This window comes from Pseudomonas putida (genome assembly GCF_026625125.1).
In the GTDB taxonomy this organism is placed as follows: domain Bacteria; phylum Pseudomonadota; class Gammaproteobacteria; order Pseudomonadales; family Pseudomonadaceae; genus Aquipseudomonas; species Aquipseudomonas putida_X.
Genome location: NZ_CP113097.1, coordinates 3,202,219 through 3,219,098 on the forward strand (window position 1 = coordinate 3,202,219; position 16,880 = coordinate 3,219,098).

16 protein-coding genes are annotated in these 16,880 nt (G+C 63.4%); 9 read left to right on the forward strand and 7 right to left on the reverse strand.

Annotation, left to right across the window (positions count from 1 at the left end; all coding sequences use genetic code 11):
- Positions 1–20: 20 nt before the first annotated feature.
- The 4 genes from OSW16_RS14765 to OSW16_RS14780 are packed head-to-tail and all read right to left on the reverse strand — an operon-like array spanning position 21 to position 3,774.
- Entirely contained in the window at positions 21–821 is an 801-nt protein-coding gene (locus tag OSW16_RS14765) for a sugar phosphate isomerase/epimerase family protein (protein WP_267816274.1), read from the reverse strand.
- Positions 818–1,558, reverse strand: coding sequence for an SDR family NAD(P)-dependent oxidoreductase (locus tag OSW16_RS14770; RefSeq protein ID WP_267816276.1), 741 nt, complete (start codon positions 1,556–1,558; stop codon positions 818–820). The genes OSW16_RS14765 and OSW16_RS14770 overlap by 4 nt, the downstream gene beginning before the upstream one ends.
- Positions 1,555–2,904 carry an MFS transporter gene (locus OSW16_RS14775; RefSeq protein WP_267816278.1) on the reverse strand — a complete coding sequence of 450 codons (1,350 nt, stop codon included), beginning with the start codon at positions 2,902–2,904 and terminating at the stop codon, positions 1,555–1,557. Before OSW16_RS14775 ends, OSW16_RS14770 begins: the two co-directional genes overlap by 4 nt.
- A gap of 42 nt (positions 2,905–2,946) precedes the next feature.
- Positions 2,947–3,774, reverse strand: a complete 828-nt coding sequence (locus tag OSW16_RS14780; protein ID WP_267816280.1) for an amidohydrolase family protein — start codon at positions 3,772–3,774, stop codon at positions 2,947–2,949.
- A 147-nt stretch (positions 3,775–3,921) separates the two neighbouring features.
- Here OSW16_RS14780 and OSW16_RS14785 point away from each other — a divergent pair, with 147 nt between their 5' ends.
- Complete coding sequence (locus OSW16_RS14785) at positions 3,922–4,875, forward strand: LysR family transcriptional regulator (RefSeq protein WP_267816282.1); 954 nt, start codon at positions 3,922–3,924, stop codon at positions 4,873–4,875.
- 127 nt (positions 4,876–5,002) lie between these two features.
- Complete coding sequence (locus tag OSW16_RS14790; RefSeq protein WP_267816284.1) at positions 5,003–5,704, forward strand: DUF3053 domain-containing protein; 702 nt, start codon at positions 5,003–5,005, stop codon at positions 5,702–5,704.
- A 34-nt stretch (positions 5,705–5,738) separates the two neighbouring features.
- On the opposite strand, the gene OSW16_RS14795 is transcribed toward OSW16_RS14790, so the two are convergent.
- Together OSW16_RS14795 and OSW16_RS14800 are read right to left on the reverse strand one after the other, a co-directional pair.
- Positions 5,739–6,998, reverse strand: a complete 1,260-nt coding sequence (locus tag OSW16_RS14795) for a HAMP domain-containing sensor histidine kinase (RefSeq protein WP_267816286.1) — start codon at positions 6,996–6,998, stop codon at positions 5,739–5,741.
- Positions 6,995–7,687 (reverse strand): response regulator transcription factor, encoded by a 693-nt coding sequence (locus OSW16_RS14800; protein ID WP_267816288.1) that lies wholly within the window; start codon positions 7,685–7,687, stop codon positions 6,995–6,997. Before OSW16_RS14800 ends, OSW16_RS14795 begins: the two co-directional genes overlap by 4 nt.
- Before the next feature lie 212 nt (positions 7,688–7,899).
- Here OSW16_RS14800 and bamA point away from each other — a divergent pair, with 212 nt between their 5' ends.
- Both bamA and OSW16_RS14810 read left to right on the forward strand, forming a co-directional pair.
- Positions 7,900–10,263, forward strand: a complete 2,364-nt coding sequence (gene bamA, locus OSW16_RS14805) for an outer membrane protein assembly factor BamA (protein WP_267816290.1) — start codon at positions 7,900–7,902, stop codon at positions 10,261–10,263.
- Positions 10,264–10,389: 126 nt separating this feature from the next.
- Positions 10,390–10,797, forward strand: coding sequence for a hypothetical protein (locus OSW16_RS14810; protein WP_267816292.1), 408 nt, complete (start codon positions 10,390–10,392; stop codon positions 10,795–10,797).
- Here the strand turns inward: OSW16_RS14810 and OSW16_RS14815 are convergent.
- Positions 10,711–11,190, reverse strand: coding sequence for an isochorismatase family protein (locus OSW16_RS14815; protein WP_267816294.1), 480 nt, complete (start codon positions 11,188–11,190; stop codon positions 10,711–10,713). The two genes, OSW16_RS14810 and OSW16_RS14815, sit on opposite strands and share 87 nt — an antisense overlap.
- Positions 11,191–11,423: 233 nt before the next feature.
- Here OSW16_RS14815 and OSW16_RS14820 point away from each other — a divergent pair, with 233 nt between their 5' ends.
- The 5 genes from OSW16_RS14820 to OSW16_RS14840 all read left to right on the forward strand — a co-directional run bounded on the left by OSW16_RS14820 (position 11,424) and on the right by OSW16_RS14840 (position 16,860).
- Complete coding sequence (locus OSW16_RS14820; protein WP_267816296.1) at positions 11,424–11,822, forward strand: hypothetical protein; 399 nt, start codon at positions 11,424–11,426, stop codon at positions 11,820–11,822.
- 378 nt (positions 11,823–12,200) lie between these two features.
- Positions 12,201–12,989, forward strand: a complete 789-nt coding sequence (locus OSW16_RS14825) for a formate/nitrite transporter family protein (protein WP_267816298.1) — start codon at positions 12,201–12,203, stop codon at positions 12,987–12,989.
- 147 nt (positions 12,990–13,136) lie between these two features.
- Entirely contained in the window at positions 13,137–13,664 is a 528-nt protein-coding gene (locus tag OSW16_RS14830; protein WP_267816300.1) for a (2Fe-2S)-binding protein, read from the forward strand.
- The gene (locus OSW16_RS14835) at positions 13,661–14,662 is read left to right on the forward strand and encodes an FAD binding domain-containing protein (protein WP_267816302.1); all 1,002 of its coding nucleotides are present in this window, start codon (positions 13,661–13,663) and stop codon (positions 14,660–14,662) included. Before OSW16_RS14830 ends, OSW16_RS14835 begins: the two co-directional genes overlap by 4 nt.
- Entirely contained in the window at positions 14,659–16,860 is a 2,202-nt protein-coding gene (locus OSW16_RS14840; protein ID WP_267816305.1) for a xanthine dehydrogenase family protein molybdopterin-binding subunit, read from the forward strand. The genes OSW16_RS14835 and OSW16_RS14840 overlap by 4 nt, the downstream gene beginning before the upstream one ends.
- The last annotated feature ends 20 nt before the right edge of the window (positions 16,861–16,880 follow it).

The window sequence follows — 16,880 nt, forward strand, 5'->3', positions numbered from 1 at the left end:
ATGCAAGCCTTCAACAGGCCTCACTGCAGGCCAGCACTGCTCAACCAACCGTGCGTCGCTGCAAGCACCTGCTGCAAGCGGTTTTCACCGCCAAGCATCATCGAAGGCGTTTCCACGCTCACGTGTACCTCCACCGGCAACGCGCCCAACAGTGCTGCCAGTGGCAACTGCCCCTGCCCCGGCAACAACCGCCCTTCACGCGCCTCCTGGATAATCAGTGCCTCAGCCGGCGCCGTGAGCGGCGCATCGCACAGTTGCACCGCCCGCAGGTAGCGCCGGTCGACGTCGGCAAGTGCCGCTACATTCCCGCCCGAACGGAACAGATGCAGCGCATCCACCAGTACCGCGCTGTTGTCCTGCCCAGCCATGTGCAACACAGCCAACGCCTGCTGCAGGGTGGCCACCGGCCTCCAGCGCATGAACTCCAGATCCACACGCAAGCCATACGCCTTGGCCATTTCACACAGCGCCGCGAAGTTGTGCGCAAGCCGCACACGGTCTTCGTCATCCCCGGATACCGTAAGGCTGGTGGCGCCCAGTTCAGCACCTGCGGCCAGCAAGGCTGAACAATCGCCAACCTGCAGTTGCGGCGTCAGCGAGACGAACTCGATGTCGGCAACACTCACACCCTCACCAGCCATCACGGCCTTCACCTCTCGCAACGCCTGCCCCCCCGCCGCCAGCGGGTAAGCCTGCGCCCCCGGCATCACCGGGTGCAGCCGCAAGCCCACGGCGTTGAAACCGGCACTGCCAGCCTCACGCACCAACGCCTGCGGCGCAAGGTCCAGCGCGGTAAGGTGGGCAACCGCAAGGGGCCTCAATAGGTCGCCCTCCCACCACTGAGGTCGAACACGAAGCCTGTGGTGAAACTGCATTCCGGCCCGGCGATCCAGGCCACCATGTTGGCAATTTCCTCAGCCTTGAGAAAACGCCCCATCGGTATCTTGGCCTTGCTCGCCGCGATATGCTCCTCCGTCATCTCAGCCATCAGCGGCGTTTCGACCATCGCCGGGGCGATGCAGTTGAGCGACACACCCTCCTGCGCCAGTTCCTTGGCTGCGGCCTTGGTGAAGGCGATGACCCCGGCCTTGGCAGCCGAATAGCCGCTGATGTACTGCACGCCATCCTTGCCCGCCATCGATGCCACGTTGACGATCCGCCCATAACCGCGCTCGCGCATATGCGGGATGGCCGTTCGGCAGCAGTAGAAGACGCCATTCAGGTCGATGGCGATGACCTTGTCCCAGGCCTGCGGCGGGTACTCCCAGGACGGTACCACCGGCCCGTTGATGCCAGCGTTGTTGATCAGGATTTCGACCTGCCCCACGCGCGCCAGCACCTCAGCGAATGCCGCCTCGACCGTGGCCAGTGAGGCGACATCCACGGCCTGGCGCAGCACTGGCTCGAAACCGTTGCCGACACTGTCCCAGCCATCCACTTCGAGGTCCCAGATCACCACCTGGGCACCGGCGCAGTGCAGCCGTTGGGCGATGGCCAGGCCGATGCCACGCATGCCACCGGTCACGATCGCAGTTTGCCCTTGCAGGGGTTGGCTCATTGTTCAGCTCCTTTTTCAACACAGGGAATATCCGGCAGGCGACGCAGGTCACGCACCATGAACAGGTAACACAGCGCGCCAAGGGCGGTGATCGAGGAGACGAAGACCAAGGCCCAGACGAAGGACCCGGTGGCCGTCACGATCAGGCCGATGGTCAGCGGGGTAACGATGCCGGCGGCGTTGGCGAACAGGTTGAACAGCCCACCACTGAGGCCCAGCAAGCCCTTGGGCGCGATGTCGGAAACGATCATCCAGGCCAGGGCGGACATGCCCTGGGCGAAATAGGCGATACACAGGATGGCGATGACCAGAACGTCCGACTCGACATAGTTGGCCAGGACAATCACCGAGGCGGTCAGCAGGCCGGCGATGACTGGCAGCTTGCGTGCCACATTCAGCGAGTAGCCCCGGCGCAGCAAGGCATCGGAGAGCCAGCCGCCGACCAGCGTGCCCAGCGAAGCGGCGATGAACGGCAGCACCGCTACCCAACCGACTTTAAGCCAAGGCATGTGCCGCTCAGTGACCAGATAGGTCGGGAACCAGGTCAGGAAGAACACATTGGTCGAGTTACAGGCGAACTGCCCCAGGCAGATACCGAGCATGTTGCGGTGCTTGAGCAGCGCCGGGATCTGCGACCACGCAAAGACAGTGGCTTTCTGGCCACCATCGACCACCCCACCGCCGGCAGCGATATGATCGAGCTCGGCCTGGTTGGCCGTGGTGGACTGGTGCGGCTCGTGGTATTTACGCCACCAGACCAACCCGTAGAGCACGCCCAGTAACCCGACCGCCATCAGCAGAAAGCGCCAGCCGTAGGCGTGCAAGACCCAAAACAGCAAGGGTGTCAGGAACGCAAGGCCGGTGTACTCGGCAAAGGTATAGATACCGGTCGCCCTGGCCCGCTCGCTTTGCGGGAACCAGGTCGCCACCACGCGGCTGTTGGTAGGGAAGCACGGTGCTTCTGTCACACCGACCAGAAAGCGCATGCCCAGCAAGGACAGAAACCCTTGGGCCAGGCCCTGCAGGCCGGTGAACAGCGACCACAGCGTCAGTGCCAGCCAGTAGGTGAGCTTGGTGCCCAGCCGGTCGATCAGTATGCCGCCAGGGATCTGTGCCGCCGCGTAGGTCCAGGAGAACGCTGAGAAGATCACCCCCATCATCGCCGCGTTGAGGCCCAGTTCGGCACTGATGCTCGGCGCGGCGATGCCCATCACGCTGCGGTCCAGGTAGTTGATCATGGTGCCGCCTGAGATCAGCGCCAGGATCATGAAGCGGGTTCGGGTACGTTGCTGCTGGCGCGCGGGGGTGTCGAACACCTCGGCGCCGATAGGCTGGTCAGCATTCATGGCAATTGCTCTCTTGTTCTTGGAATGGCAAAGGTGCAGGCGTCAGGCAAACCCGAACAGGCGCCTTGGGGTCTCCCACATGATGGTGCGCCGCAGGTGGGGGTCTGGCATCAAGCGCTCGGCCAACTTCAGCAAGGGGCCGTAATCCACCCGGCTATGCTGGCGGATGAAGGGCCAGTCCGAACCCCACACACAGGCATGCGGGCCAAAGGCGTTGATCAACTCGTGTACGTACACGCTGCTTTGCTCATGCAGGGCAGCAGCGCTGGCGAATTTCTGCATGCCCGAGAGCTTCACGCAGGGCCGCCCCTGTCGCGCCAGCCGGAGCAATGCCTGAAAGCCGGCCTGTCGGGTACCGCCGGCCGCATCCGGCCGCCCGCAATGGTCGATCAATACCCGCACCGCACTGCCCTGGATCAGGCCGAGCAGTTCGACGAGCTGGTCGTCGCACACCTGGATCTGGGCGAACAGGCCAAGTTCGGCAAGCTTGCCGAACAACGGCCCGGCGTCGTTCAAGCTCTGCACGCCATACATTGCCGGGTTGAACGCCACACCGACCACGCCCTGCTCACGCAGTGCGGCCAGTTGCTCGAGGCTGATGTGGCGCTCGACCACCGCTATGCCCTTGAAGCGGCCCTGAGCGCTCGCCAAGGCATGCAGCAGGCAGCGGTTGTCAGTGTGGTAGCCACTGTTGGGCCCAACCAACAAGGCATGGCGCACGCCATAGGCCTCCATCACCTGGTTGAACTGCTCCAGCGGCGCGATCTCCTGGCCGGACGGTGCGTACGGCGCATCGGGGTGATAGGCGAAGCGTGCAGGGTCAAACAAATGGTTATGGCAATCGATCTTCGGTTCATCAAAGATGTTCAAAGGCGGCTCCTTCAAGCGCCACTGCGCTTGCCTGCAGATCTTGTTATTGTTCGCCACCACGGGCGATTAGCCTGGGCCCACGATACTGCGGGCGTCGCCGAGGCGCTCATACACAGATGGCGAAGACCATAACCTAAGGTAATGCTCATGCTTCCCGGCAAAGAAGGCAGCGACGCCAGTGCACTGGTATTCAAACTGCGGCACATGGAGGTGTTTCGGGCGGTCATGCTGACCGGCTCGATCAGCGCTGCCGCGAAGATGCTGTATGTCTCGCAGCCGGCGGTGAGCAAGCTCATCGGCTACATCGAAGGGCGCCTGGCCTACCGCCTGTTCGAGCGCATCAACAACCGCCTGGTGCCCACCGCCGAGGCGCAGATCCTGTTCCGTGAGGTCGAGCGGGTGTATCAGGCAGCACTGCAAGTCAATGAATGCGCGCTGGCGCTGGCCACCGGCGCCCATCGCAAGCTGCGGATCTCCTGCAGCGCCTCGTTGTCGACGGTGGTAATCCCCACCGCCCTGGCCCAGCTCAAGCGTGAGGCGCCTGCACTACAGATCGAATGGCAGACCTCGCTGATGGGCGAGATGCCCAACCAGATCCTGTCGAAGAAGGTCGACCTCTCTATCGCCGCCCTGCCGGTGGTGCACGACCACCTGCATTCACAGGCATTCATGCGTGGGCGCATGGTCGCTGTAATGCCCGTCGATCATCCCCTGGCACAGCAGCCAAGCCTGAGCTTGCAGCAGCTGGAAGGCCATGCGCTGCTGCTGTTCCGCCCGGACATGCCGTTCGGCAAGTTGCTGGCCGAGGAAATAGCCCGCCGTGGCCTGCACCTGGACTCGCTGTTGTCGTTCACCAATGCCAACGAGGCCGTGGCGCTGGTCAAGCAAGGCATGGGTATCAGCGTGATCGATGAATTCGTGGCACAGGACAGCGGGTTGGCCGTGGTGCCCTTGGCCGACGAGATTCACTTCGATATCAGCTTCGTCCATTCGCGTTTTGACCCGCCGTCACAGGCGGCCCTGCACCTGATGCGCGTGCTGCATGTCCAGGCACGCAAGCTGGGGCGGCAGATCCCTGGGTTCGAGTTGCCCGACAGGTAAAGCGGGTGGCCCTGGAGAGGCCGTGAATGCCGGATTGGATCCGCAGGCTGAGAAACGCTACCCTTGCACCGCCGCGCAGCGCTTGCCGGTGCGCAGGCCTACCCATGCACTCAGGAGATTCACCGACATGAACGTCCCATTCAAGCCCCGCTGGCTGCTCGCCCTTGCCCTGCCCCTGGTACTTGCCGCCTGCGGCGACAGCGAACCCAAGCAACGGGCCGCCTTCAGCGAATTCCTGCAGACCCGTATCGTCGACAAGCCAGGCGTGCATGTGCCCAAGCTGAGCGCAGACGAGTCCAAGGCATTTGGCCCCTACAGCGATCACTACGCCGTCATCACCCAGTTCAACGGCGCGATGGATGCCGCAGTGCAGCCTTTGGGCAACCTGCTGCAAAAAGGCGCGGTTCGCTCGCTCAATGACGTCACTGCCCGCCGTGACGACATCAAGGCCGTGCAGACCGGCCTGAACGACATGGGCAACCAGCTGCAAGAGCAAAAGGCCAAGGCGGACACCGCCCATGCCCAGCTCAAGCAGCCGGAAGACCTCAAGGTGGTGTACGACAAGGCCTATGAGCGCACCGTCAGCGTCCCGGCCGACACCTTCCTGGACGTGCTGCCGCAAATCAACGGCACCCTGGACAGCAGCCTGAAGGTGGCCGACTACGTGGATGCGCACAAGGAAAAGATAGAAATCAACGGGGCCATCGTGAAAGTGTCCGACCCAACCGTTCAGGCTGAGTTGAATGCCTTGCTGGCGGACCTGAACAACCAGGCCAAGACCGTGCAGCAGGCGCAGGCAAGGCTGCAGACGGTCATGCTCGGGCGCTAGTCGGCTGCGAATCAGGCGGCGGCTGGGGGTTCGCTCACACCCGCTTCGGCAGCTGGATATTCACCCGCAACCCCCCTCCCTCGCCCGCTTGGGCGCTGATCGAGCCCTGATGCAGCGCGATTGCCCGACGGGCGATCGCCAAACCCAGGCCGAAGCCATCGCTGCCGCTGTCCAAACCCCGGTCGAACGGCTCGAAGATGCTCTGCAGGCGCGCCGGGGCCACGCCCGGGCCCTGGTCGATGATGGCCACTTCCAGCTGGTCGCCGCCGTCGGCCAGCAGCGCCAGCACCCGCACTTCAGTCCCAGGCGCTGTGTAGCGTACGGCATTGCGCACCACGTTCTCGAAGGCGCGATACAGCAGTTCCTCATGCCCGCAGGTCAACCATGCTGCATCCGCGCTCAGCGACACCTGGCACTGCTTCATGCTGGCCTCGAAACGGGCATCCTCGACGATCTGCGCCAGCAACTCGACCACATCCAACGCTTGGCTATTGCCATCGCCCGGCTGTGACTGGACACGTGCCAGGGTCAGCAGTTGCTCGATCAGGTCATCCATGCGCCGGGATTCGCGCTCGATGCGTTCCAGCATCTCAGCACGCTCCGGCTGCTGGCGTACCAAGCCGATGGCCGCGTGCATGCGGGTCAGTGGCGAGCGCAGTTCATGAGAAATATCATGCAGCAGTTGCTGCTGAGCCTCGACCAGCGCCTTGAGCTGGCTGGCCATGCGGTCGCAGCCTTCGGCAAGGTCGACGATCTCGTCGCGGCGCTTGCCCAGGCGCGGCTTGACGCGCACCTCGAACCGGCCCTGGGCGACCTGCTCCATGGCCTCGCGCAGCCATGCCAAAGGCTTGGTCAGGTAAAGGCTGCAGAGCAAGGCGAACAGTGCGCTCATCAAGGTCCCGGTGAGCAGCGGGCCCATGCTCCGCGGGCGTGGTAGTTCGTCCAGGCGGGTCGCCACCGATGCACGCAACACCAACGCCCGACCGCCCTGGTCGAGCAGCGCCCGCTCGAAGCGGGCCTCGGGTACAGGCCTGCCTGCCAGCAAGTGGCCGGTGCCGTCATACAGCCCCACCTGAACACCTTCAGGCTGGGGCGAAACCCGCAACAGCTGGCGGCCAGCCTGCTCTCCGTATCTGTGCAACATGTTCAGCTCGGTAACCAGCAGCGAACGCAGCGCCGGGGTGTCGCCACGCAGGTCGTCGAGCATGAAGGCCCCCGCGCCCACCAGGAACGTCAGGCAGTTGGCCATCCAGAAGGCCAGGAACAGCTTCCAGAACAGGCGCCGGCGCATCATTCGATGATCAGCATGTAGCCCATGCCCCGTACGCTCTGAATCCAGCTGCTGCCGTCGGCGCGTGGCCCGAGTTTCTGTCGGATGCTGCTGATGTGCACATCGATGCGGCGATCGTAACGGGTCAGCGGCCGGCCCAGGGCGTTGAGCGACAGCTCTTGCTTGCTCACCAGTCGGCCCGCCTGGCGAGCCAACGCTTCGAGCAGGCTGAATTCAGTCCCGGTCAGGTCCAGAGGAGCCGCCGCCCACTGGGCCTTGCGGCGCCCTGGCCATAAAGTCAGCGCCCCTGTGCCGAGGACTTCGCCAGCCTGGCTTTCAGCCCACGCGTGCGGTTGCACCCGGCGCAGGATCGCACGCAGGCGCGCCACCAGTTCGCCCGGCGAGCTGGGCTTGGGCACATAGTCATCGGCGCCCAGCTCCAGGCCGGCAATGCGGTCGATGTTGTCACCACGGGCGGTGAGCAACAGCACCGGGACCTGGCTGCGAGCCCGAATACGCCGCAATACTTCGATCCCTGAGATGCCCGGCAGCATCACGTCCAGCACCACGATGCGAAAAGCCCCGCTCAACGCGTGAGCCTCGCCCTCTTCGCCATTTGCCACGGCGGTTGCCTCAAAGCCTTCGCGGGCCAGGTAAAGGGCAAGCATTTCGGTGAGTTCACGGTCGTCATCGACCAAAAGCACAGGAATCATGGGGGGTACGCGTAGGCAGGGCTGCAAAGCGCGCATGATCGCCCTGCCGCGCCAGGCTGTCACCGCAAGCAGGGCGAACTTTACACATCTTTACCTTGGGTTAACCGCGCCAAACACAGCCCGCCCTTATCCTCATCGCCCGCTTGCCTGGCAGCCGCCGCGCGCCTTCGCCGAGCCTGCTCAGCCTCCCTCACGCCCGCCTGGAACCCCCGATGAACTACCCGCGTCTGTTGCTCCCCATCCTGCTGCTACAAGCCTGCGTGGCCCAGGCCGCGCCGTTCAGGATCGCCGACATCAGGGTCAACGGCCTGCAGCGGGTATCCGCCGGCAGCGTTTTCGGTGCCTTGCCCCTGAACGTGGGCGATCAGACCGATGACCGGCGCCTGGTGGAGTCGACCCGGTCGCTGTTCAAGACCGGCTTCTTCCAGGACATTCAGCTGAACCGCGACGGCGATGTCCTGATCATCAACGTGGTCGAGCGCCCGTCGGTGTCGAGCATCGAGATCGAAGGCAACAAGGCGATCAGCACCGAAGACCTGATGAAGGGCCTGAAACAGTCGGGCCTGGCCGAAGGCGAGATCTTCCAGCGTGCCACCCTCGAAGGCGTGCGTAACGAGCTGCAGCGCCAGTACGTGGCCCAGGGCCGCTACTCAGCCGAGGTCGACGCCGAGGTGGTGCCGCAGCCGCGCAACCGGGTTGCCCTGAGGATCAAGATCAACGAAGGCACCGTCGCTGCCATCCAGCACATCAACGTCGTTGGCAACACCGTGTTCGACGATGAAGCGCTGTCGCAGCTGTTCGAGCTCAAGACCACCAACTGGCTGTCGTTCTTCAAGAACGACGACAAGTACGCCCGCGAAAAGCTTTCCGGTGACCTGGAGCGCCTGCGTTCCTACTACCTGGACCGCGGCTACATCAACATGGACATCGCTTCCACCCAGGTGTCGATCACCCCGGACAAGAAACACGTCTATATCACCGTCAACGTCAACGAAGGCGAGAAGTACACCGTTCGTGACGTGAAGCTGTCGGGTGACCTGAAGGTGCCGGAAGACCAGGTCAAGTCGCTGCTGCTGGTGCAGCCGGGCCAGGTGTTCTCGCGCAAGGTGATGACCACCACGTCCGAGCTGATCACCCGCCGCCTGGGTAACGAAGGCTACACGTTCGCCAACGTCAACGGCGTGCCACAGCCCAATGACGAAGACCACACCGTCGACATCATGTTCGTGGTCGACCCGGGCAAGCGTGCCTACGTCAACCGCATCAACTACCGCGGCAACACCAAGACCGAAGACGAAGTGCTGCGCCGCGAAATGCGCCAGATGGAAGGCGGCTGGGCTTCGACCTACCTGATCGACCAGTCCAAGACCCGTCTGGAGCGCCTGGGCTTCTTCAAGGAAGTCAACGTCGAGACCCCGCCAGTGCCGGGTACCGACGATCAGGTCGACGTCAACTACAGCGTCGAAGAGCAGGCGTCCGGCTCGATCACTGCCAGCGTGGGCTTCGCCCAGAGCGCCGGCCTGATCCTGGGCGGTTCGATCAGCCAGACCAACTTCCTCGGTACGGGTAACAAGGTTTCCATCGGTTTGACCCGCTCGGAATACCAGACCAAGTACAACTTCGGCTTCACCAACCCGTACTTCACCGACGATGGCGTAAGCCTGGGCTACAACCTGTTCTACAGCAGCACCGACTACAGCGATTACTACGATGACGGTGTTTCCTACTACGCCATCAACAGCTATGGCGCGGGCGTCAGCCTGGGCTACCCGATCAGCGAAACATCGCGCCTGACCTACGGCCTGACCCTGCAACACGACGACATCTCACCCGGCACCTACAGCGCCGACGAGATCTATGACTTCATCCAGCGCGAGGGCGAAAGCTTCAACAACCTGAAGGCTTCGATCGGCTGGTCCGAGTCGACCTTGAACAAAGGCGTGCTGGCAACCCGAGGCCACTCTCAGAGCCTGACGCTGATGGCCACCACGCCCGGCAGCGATCTGTCGTTCTACAAGCTCGACTACAGCGGCCAGACCTACCTGCCGCTGAGTGACCGCACCACGCTGCGCCTGCATACCAGCCTGGGCTATGGCAATGGGTACGGCTCCACCGAAGGCCTGCCGTTCTATGAGAACTACACAGCCGGTGGCCAGGGCTCGGTGCGCGGCTTCAAGGATGGCTCGCTGGGCCCACGCAATACGCCGGCCACCGGTACTTACGCAAGTGCCGGCCAGGCCTATTACTCCGACCGCGACACCGATGCACTGGGCGGCAACATCCTCATAACCGGCGGCGCCGAGTACATCTTCCCGATGCCCTTCATCAAGGACCAGCGGCAGCTGCGCAGCTCGGTTTTCGTGGACGCTGGGAACGTGTTTTCCGACACCTGCTACCTGTCCACCACCCAGGGTTGCGGCAGCGTGAGCCTGGACCAACTGGCGGTGTCACTGGGCGTCGGGGTGACCTGGTACAGCCCCATGGGGCCGCTGACGTTCAGTCTTGCCACGCCGGTGAAGAAGCCGGAGAACGCCGAGACGCAGATATTCCAGTTCTCGTTGGGGCAGACGTTCTGACTTTGCCAGGAGCGGGGTGGTGCCCTGGGCGCGAGTCTTACACGCTTTTACCCCGGCTTAACCCAAGTTGACAGTCCGTTTGCCTAAGCTGACTCCCCCTAGAACTCGCCTGGCAGGTATCCCTCCATGCTGCAACAACAATTACCCCACGCGTTGCTAGAGCAGGTGCAGCGACGCCTGGCCACGGTGCTCGGCCCAAGCTGCATCGTGACGCTGGCCAGCAGCCAAAACGACCACGGCGTGAACCACTACCATCTGGCGATCCAGCACGAAGGTCATGGTGTGTCCGTGGAAGACAGCGGCATCATCAACCCAGATTTCGCCGACCAGCTGCTTGCCAAGGTCGGCCAGGTAAGCGCCATGCTCGATTCAGAAACATTCAAGCGCATGGCCAGCGCTGATCCATCGCGCCCACTCGTGTGGATCAGCGACCAGCCTGGAGCGTGTTCAGACGCCCCCTTCGGCCAGCACCTGAGCCCGGGTGATGACGTTACCGAAGTGATGCTTCCACAACTCGATGCCCATTTTCCCTGAGCGATCCAGGGAAGACCCCACGGTCAGGTCGGTGATCAACGTCGGCATGAGCCCCGCGTCGAACAGCGCGAAGCCGGCGGCAAGCACACACGTCTCGGTCTGCAACCCGCAGACCAATACCCGTTCCACGCCTAGCGCCCTGATGTACTCGATGGTCTCGGCAGTCTGCCTGTAACCATGCTTGATAAAGACCTTGTCGGCCTCGACCAGGCTCTCGTCTTCTGCTGCCGGGTGCCAGCCCAGTTGCCGCTCGAACGGCGTGACCTGTTCATCGTGCAACTGCACCGAGGCAATGGTCGGGATCATCGCAGACAGCGCACGCACACCATCGACCAGCCACTCGGGCGGGCTGAAGGTGGACTGTACGTCGATGATGAGTAAAACCTGCCGCATGGCTGTCTCCGGGGCGCTGGCAAAGGTACGGAGTATACCGTTGCTGGCGGCCGATGACGCCCTTGGACGAGCACACGGCGTTGCAACCCAGATGACTAAGTTACGGTTTTCCAGAACTTTTTTTTGATTACGGGTCTATGTGAACAGGCAGATGAACGTCGCTGGCTGCCCCTGGGTTTGCCCGCGACGCCATGGCCCAACGTCCCGATGTCCATCAGAGGTTGTCTTCGCTCATGAAATTCCAAGTTCCACGGATAGTGCTGCTCGGCCTCTTCGCGTTCGCGGCAATGGGCTCGGCCTGCGCAACACCGGCGAAAGCACCCGCGCCGCGCGTTGCCACCGAAGCCACCCCTGTTCAGGCGTACAACGAGGCCGCCAACAACCCTTGGCCGAGCCTGGCGAGCATGACAGCCGCCCAACCCGCTGCGCTGCTGGCCCATGATGACCGTTACCGGCGCGACGGCCACTGGCACGACCGCAGAGACGACTGGCGTCGTGACCAATGGCGCCGCGACCAGTGGCGCCGTGAGCAGGCGCGCCGTGAAGCCGAACGCCGCCGCGAGTGGCACCGCCGCCATGAGCGGGCCATGCACCACCGCTATGAAGCCGATCATCACTACTATCGCCGCTGATTTTCACTGCAATCGAAGCCTCGGGGGTTTTCGCGCAGCGTGGCCCCCAGCACTACCTCCTGAGTTTTCTCAACAGCCCAAGCCCCACGTTTTCAACGGTGGCCGGTTCGATGCCGGCACGCGCTGCGAACCCTGACAGGTATCAGGTCAGCGCCCACATCTCCCCCATCATCGAGTGCCTCTATCAAGCCATCCAGTCTATCGATTTGACTGCGTCAAATTGCCTCAGATAACGTGCCCCGCTCCACGAAGTCGATCGAGTTTGTCTGTGTTGCCCTTCTGCTGAATACCTCGCTGACTGCCCTGCGCCCTCTGTTAACCCCCGACCGCGAACATGCCTCATGGCGTGACCGCCGTCCTTGCGTTCGAGTTACTGAAATGTCCGTCAATACCCCCTCCCGCATCACCGAGCTGGTCATCGAAGCCGGCACCCGCAAAGCCCACATGCGCGCCCGTGCCACGCTCATCCTGGGCTTTCTGGCCGGGGCCTTCATTTCAATGGGGTTTCTGCTGGACATCCATGTCAGCGCCATGATCCCTGCGCCCTGGGCCTCGTTGGGCAACTTGCTGGGCGCCGCGGTATTCCCGATCGGGCTGATCCTGGTCATCCTGGCCGGCGGCGAGTTGCTCACCGGCAACATGATGAGCCTGCCCCTGGCGATGTTCGCCCGGCGCATCCGCCTGGTGGACGTTGCGCGCAACTGGGGCCTGGTGACCGTGGCAAACCTGCTGGGCGCGCTGTTCGTGGCCTACTGCTTTGGCCACTTGCTTGGGCTCACTGAAGGTGCCTACCTGAGCAAGACGCTGGCCGCGGCAACCAGCAAGGCCAGCGCCGATTTCCTCCATGCCTTCGTTTCCGGCATCGGCTGCAACTGGCTGGTGTGCCTGGCAGTCTGGCTGGCCTACGCCAGCCGTGAGATGAGCGGCAAGGTGCTTGGTATCTGGTTCCCGATCATGGCCTTCGTCGCCATCGGCTTCCAGCACGTGGTGGCCAACATGTTCCTGATCCCGGCAGCGATCTTCGCCGGTTACCTGAGCTGGGGGCAGCTGGTGCACAACCTGGCGGCAGTCTTCCTTGGCAACGCAGTGGGTGGCGCGATCTTCGTGGGGTTGGCGTACTACCTGTCCTTCGGCGCCTCGGCAGAAGAACAAGCCGTCGCCCGTTGAGCCCGTTTGCCATGGATGGCATAGCCTGCCAGCACGGCGCATGACCGCAAGCCCCGAATAAAACCTGAACGTTTGGCAAAACCTTCCAGTCGCAGGGAATAGACGCACTTGATTGCGCGAATGCATTCCTGACCGTGAGGTTTTCCCATGAGCACCAACTCCCAACAGGGTGTCGATGGGCATCCCATCAGCCTGACACTCAATGGCACACGCACGTCGCTGCACGTCCAACCCTGGACCACCCTGCTCGATCTGCTGCGCGAGCAACTCGACCTGATCGGCAGCAAGAAAGGCTGTGACCATGGCCAGTGCGGCGCCTGCACGGTGCTGCGCGACGGCAAGCGGGTCAATGCCTGCCTGACCCTTGCCGTGATGTGCGACGGCGCCGACCTGGTCACGGTCGAGGGGCTGGCCCAAGGCGAGCAACTGCACCCCATGCAGCGCGCCTTCATTACCCATGACGCCTTCCAGTGCGGCTATTGCACTCCCGGTCAGATCTGTTCTGCCGTCGGGCTGGCCCACGAAGGCCGCGCCGTCACCCGTGAAGACATCCGCGAGCACATGAGCGGCAATCTCTGCCGCTGCGGCGCCTACAGCAATATCATCGCGGCGGTCGAAGAGGCATTGCCGCTGATGCAGGCTGCCGTCGAGCCGCAGGGAGGGCCGAAGCCATGACGCCTTTCAGCTACCACAGGCCATCTTCGGTCAGCGAAGCGGTGAACCTGGCGGACGGCGCCAGCCGTTTCATTGCCGGCGGCACCAACCTGGTCGATCTGATGAAGGAGAACGTGGTCCGCCCGGCGCGCCTGATCGACATCACTGCCCTGGACTTGAAAGGTATCGAGCCCACTGCGAACGGCGGCGTGCTGATCGGCGCGTTGGTCAGCAACGCCGACCTGGCCTGGAATGCCTTGATCGAGCAGCACTACCCGTTGCTGTCCCAGGCGATCCTTGCCGGCGCATCGCCGCAGCTGCGCAACATGGCGACCACCGGGGGCAACTTGCTGCAGCGCACCCGCTGCTATTACTTCTATGACACCGGCACCCCTTGCAACAAACGTGAGCCGGGCAGCGGGTGCCCTGCCCGCTCGGGCCTCAATCGCAGCCACGCCATCCTGGGCGCCAGCGATGCCTGCGTCGCCACCCACCCTTCGGACATGTGTGTGGCACTGGCAGCACTCGATGCGGTGGTCCACGTGCAAGGCCGGGCGGGAACGCGGCAGATACCCTTTGCCGACTTTCACCGTTTGCCGGGCGACACACCACAACACGACAACCACCTCTCAGCCGATGAGCTGATCACCGCGATCGAGTTGCCGCCCCCTGAATTTGCGCAGCACGCCCGCTACCTGAAGATTCGTGACCGTGCCTCCTACGCATTTGCCCTGGTGTCCGTCGCCGCCGCACTGAAGCTTGATGGCGAAGTGATCCAGGACGCCCGGGTGGCCCTGGGAGGCGTGGCGCACAAGCCTTGGCGAGACCGGGCCGTGGAAATGACCCTGCAAGGGCAAAGGGTTTCCGAGGCGCTCTTCGAGCGCGCGGCCCAAGCGTGGCTACAAGCGGCTCAACCGCTGAGCCACAACGCATTCAAAGTGGAACTCGCCAAACGCGCGATCGTCCGTGCGCTCAGTGAAGCCGCGGGGGGCACCAGCATTCAGAGGACAACGCCATGAGCCTGACGACCCACGTGGTGGGCAAACCCCTGGACCGAGTGGATGGCGTGGCCAAGGTGACTGGCACAGCGCGGTATGCCGGTGAGTACCCCGAGGCGGGGCTGCTGCACGCCAGTGTGGTATCGAGCACCATCGCCCGCGGCAGGGTGCGCGCCATCGACACGACCCAGGCAATGCAGTTGCCCGGCGTGGTCGCGGTGCTGCACCACGCCAATCGCCCACGCATTTCCAGCTATGACGACGATTACAGTGATGCCGACTCGGCCGAAGGCTCCCCGTTCCGGCCGCTGTTCAACGACCGTGTGCTGTACAGCGGGCAACCGCTGGCACTGGTGGTCGCCGAGAGCCTTGAACTGGCACGCCATGCCGGCGCCCTGGTGCGCATCGACTACAGCGAAGAGCCGCACCAGACCGACCTGGGCGCGGTGCTCGACCAGACGCACCCGGCACCCGCTGAAACGCCAGAGCCCCGCGGTGATTTCGCTGGGTATTACGCTCAAGCCGCAGTACGGGTCGATGCCACCTACGACACGCCCATCGAGCATCACAACCCGATGGAGCCCCACGCGTCGACCGTTCTCTACAAAGCGGGAGACACCCTGGAAATTCATGACAAGACCCAGGGCACGCAGAACTGTCAGGACTACTTGCATAAGGTGTTCGGCCTGCCCAAACAGAACATCAGGGTGCTCGCCGCTTTTGTCGGCGGTGCCTTCGGCTCCGGGCTGCGGCCGCAATACCAGTTGCCGCTGGCCGTGATGGCAGCCCTGCACCTGAAACGTTCGGTGCGCCTTACCCTCACACGCCAACAGATGTTCACCTTCGGCTACCGCCCCCGTACCCAGCAACGGCTGCGCCTGGGCGCGGCGGCCGATGGCAAGCTGCTGGCGGTTGCCCACGACGCGCTCGGCCAGACCTCGCGCTTCGAAGACTTCACCGAACACCTGGTGGAATGGAGCGGCATGCTCTACCACTGCGACAACGTTGCGCTCAGTTATCGCCTTGCGCCGCTGGATGTCTACACCCCGCTGGACATGCGTGCGCCGGGTGCCGCGTCCGGCGTGCTGGCGTTGGAGTGCGCGATGGATGAGTTGGCATGTGCCGCGAACCTTGACCCCCTCGAACTGCGTCGCCGCAACTTCGCCAGCCACAATGGCAACGACGGCAAACCCTATTCCAGCAAAGAGCTGTTGGCCTGTTATGACCAGGGCGCCGCGCGCTTCGGCTGGGGCAAACGTACTTCAAAGCCACGCAGCATGCGCCAGGGCCAGCAATTGATCGGCTGGGGCGTGGCGGGTGGGGTCTGGGAAGCGTTGCAGATGAAGGCCAGCGCCCGGGCCTGCTTCGACAGCCGCGGGCATTTGACCGTCAGTAGCGCTACCACCGACATAGGCACCGGCACCTATACCGTGATGACCCAGATTGCTGCGGACGCTGCCGGGGTCTTGCCACAGGACGTGACCTTCCTGCTGGGCGACTCCTCACTGCCGCCCGCGCCGTTGCAGGGTGGTTCGTTCACGGTGTCCTCAGTGGGTTCGGCGGTGCAGCAGGCCTGCCAGACCCTGCGCACCAAGGTCCTGGAACTCGCACGGCACAATTTTCCCGAAATAGCTGCAATACCGGTAGAAAATATGACCTTCGCGCAAGGCTACCTGCAAGCGGGGGAACACCGTATCGCCATCGCCAGCATCGCCGCAACGTCCACGGACGGCGAGCTGCAGGTGCAGATCGACGCCGAGCCTGGTGCCGGACGCACGCCGTTCTCGACCGCTACCCATTCGGCCGTCTTCGTCGAGGTACAGGTGGACGAGGCCCTGGGTACGATCAAGGTCACCCGGGTGGTCAGCGCAGTGGCCGCCGGGCGTGTGGTCAACCCGAAAACCGCCCGTAGCCAGATCCTCGGGGGCGTGGTCTGGGGCTTGGGCATGGCGTTGCAGGAAGCGACCCAAACCGATCATCAGCTCGGGCGCATCCTCAACCACAACCTGGCCGAGTACCACATCCCGGTGCACGCCGATATCGCTGATATCGAGGTGATGTTCGTTGACGAGGATGACGACATCGTCAATGAGCTTGGCTCCAAGGGGGTGGGCGAGATCGGTATCGTGGGGGTCGCGGCGGCGGTTGCCAATGCCGTTTACCATGCCACCGGCAAGCGCGTCAGAGCGTTTCCGATAACGCTGGACAAAGTGCTGTAGCAGCAGGCGGGGCTCAGGGG

Bases quoted from the DNA above. Each gene is read 5' to 3' on its own strand.
- OSW16_RS14770 (WP_267816276.1), bottom strand. From the start codon at position 1,558: ATGAGCCAACCCCTGCAAGGGCAAACTGCGATCGTGACCGGTGGCATG.
- OSW16_RS14775 (WP_267816278.1), bottom strand. From the start codon at position 2,904: ATGAATGCTGACCAGCCTATCGGCGCCGAGGTGTTCGACACCCCCGCG.
- OSW16_RS14785 (WP_267816282.1), top strand. From the start codon at position 3,922: ATGCTTCCCGGCAAAGAAGGCAGCGACGCCAGTGCACTGGTATTCAAA.
- OSW16_RS14790 (WP_267816284.1), top strand. From the start codon at position 5,003: ATGAACGTCCCATTCAAGCCCCGCTGGCTGCTCGCCCTTGCCCTGCCC.
- OSW16_RS14795 (WP_267816286.1), bottom strand. From the start codon at position 6,998: ATGATGCGCCGGCGCCTGTTCTGGAAGCTGTTCCTGGCCTTCTGGATG.
- OSW16_RS14800 (WP_267816288.1), bottom strand. From the start codon at position 7,687: ATGATTCCTGTGCTTTTGGTCGATGACGACCGTGAACTCACCGAAATG.
- bamA (WP_267816290.1), top strand. From the start codon at position 7,900: ATGAACTACCCGCGTCTGTTGCTCCCCATCCTGCTGCTACAAGCCTGC.
- OSW16_RS14810 (WP_267816292.1), top strand. From the start codon at position 10,390: ATGCTGCAACAACAATTACCCCACGCGTTGCTAGAGCAGGTGCAGCGA.
- OSW16_RS14815 (WP_267816294.1), bottom strand. From the start codon at position 11,190: ATGCGGCAGGTTTTACTCATCATCGACGTACAGTCCACCTTCAGCCCG.
- OSW16_RS14820 (WP_267816296.1), top strand. From the start codon at position 11,424: ATGAAATTCCAAGTTCCACGGATAGTGCTGCTCGGCCTCTTCGCGTTC.
- OSW16_RS14825 (WP_267816298.1), top strand. From the start codon at position 12,201: ATGTCCGTCAATACCCCCTCCCGCATCACCGAGCTGGTCATCGAAGCC.
- OSW16_RS14830 (WP_267816300.1), top strand. From the start codon at position 13,137: ATGAGCACCAACTCCCAACAGGGTGTCGATGGGCATCCCATCAGCCTG.
- OSW16_RS14835 (WP_267816302.1), top strand. From the start codon at position 13,661: ATGACGCCTTTCAGCTACCACAGGCCATCTTCGGTCAGCGAAGCGGTG.
- OSW16_RS14840 (WP_267816305.1), top strand. From the start codon at position 14,659: ATGAGCCTGACGACCCACGTGGTGGGCAAACCCCTGGACCGAGTGGAT.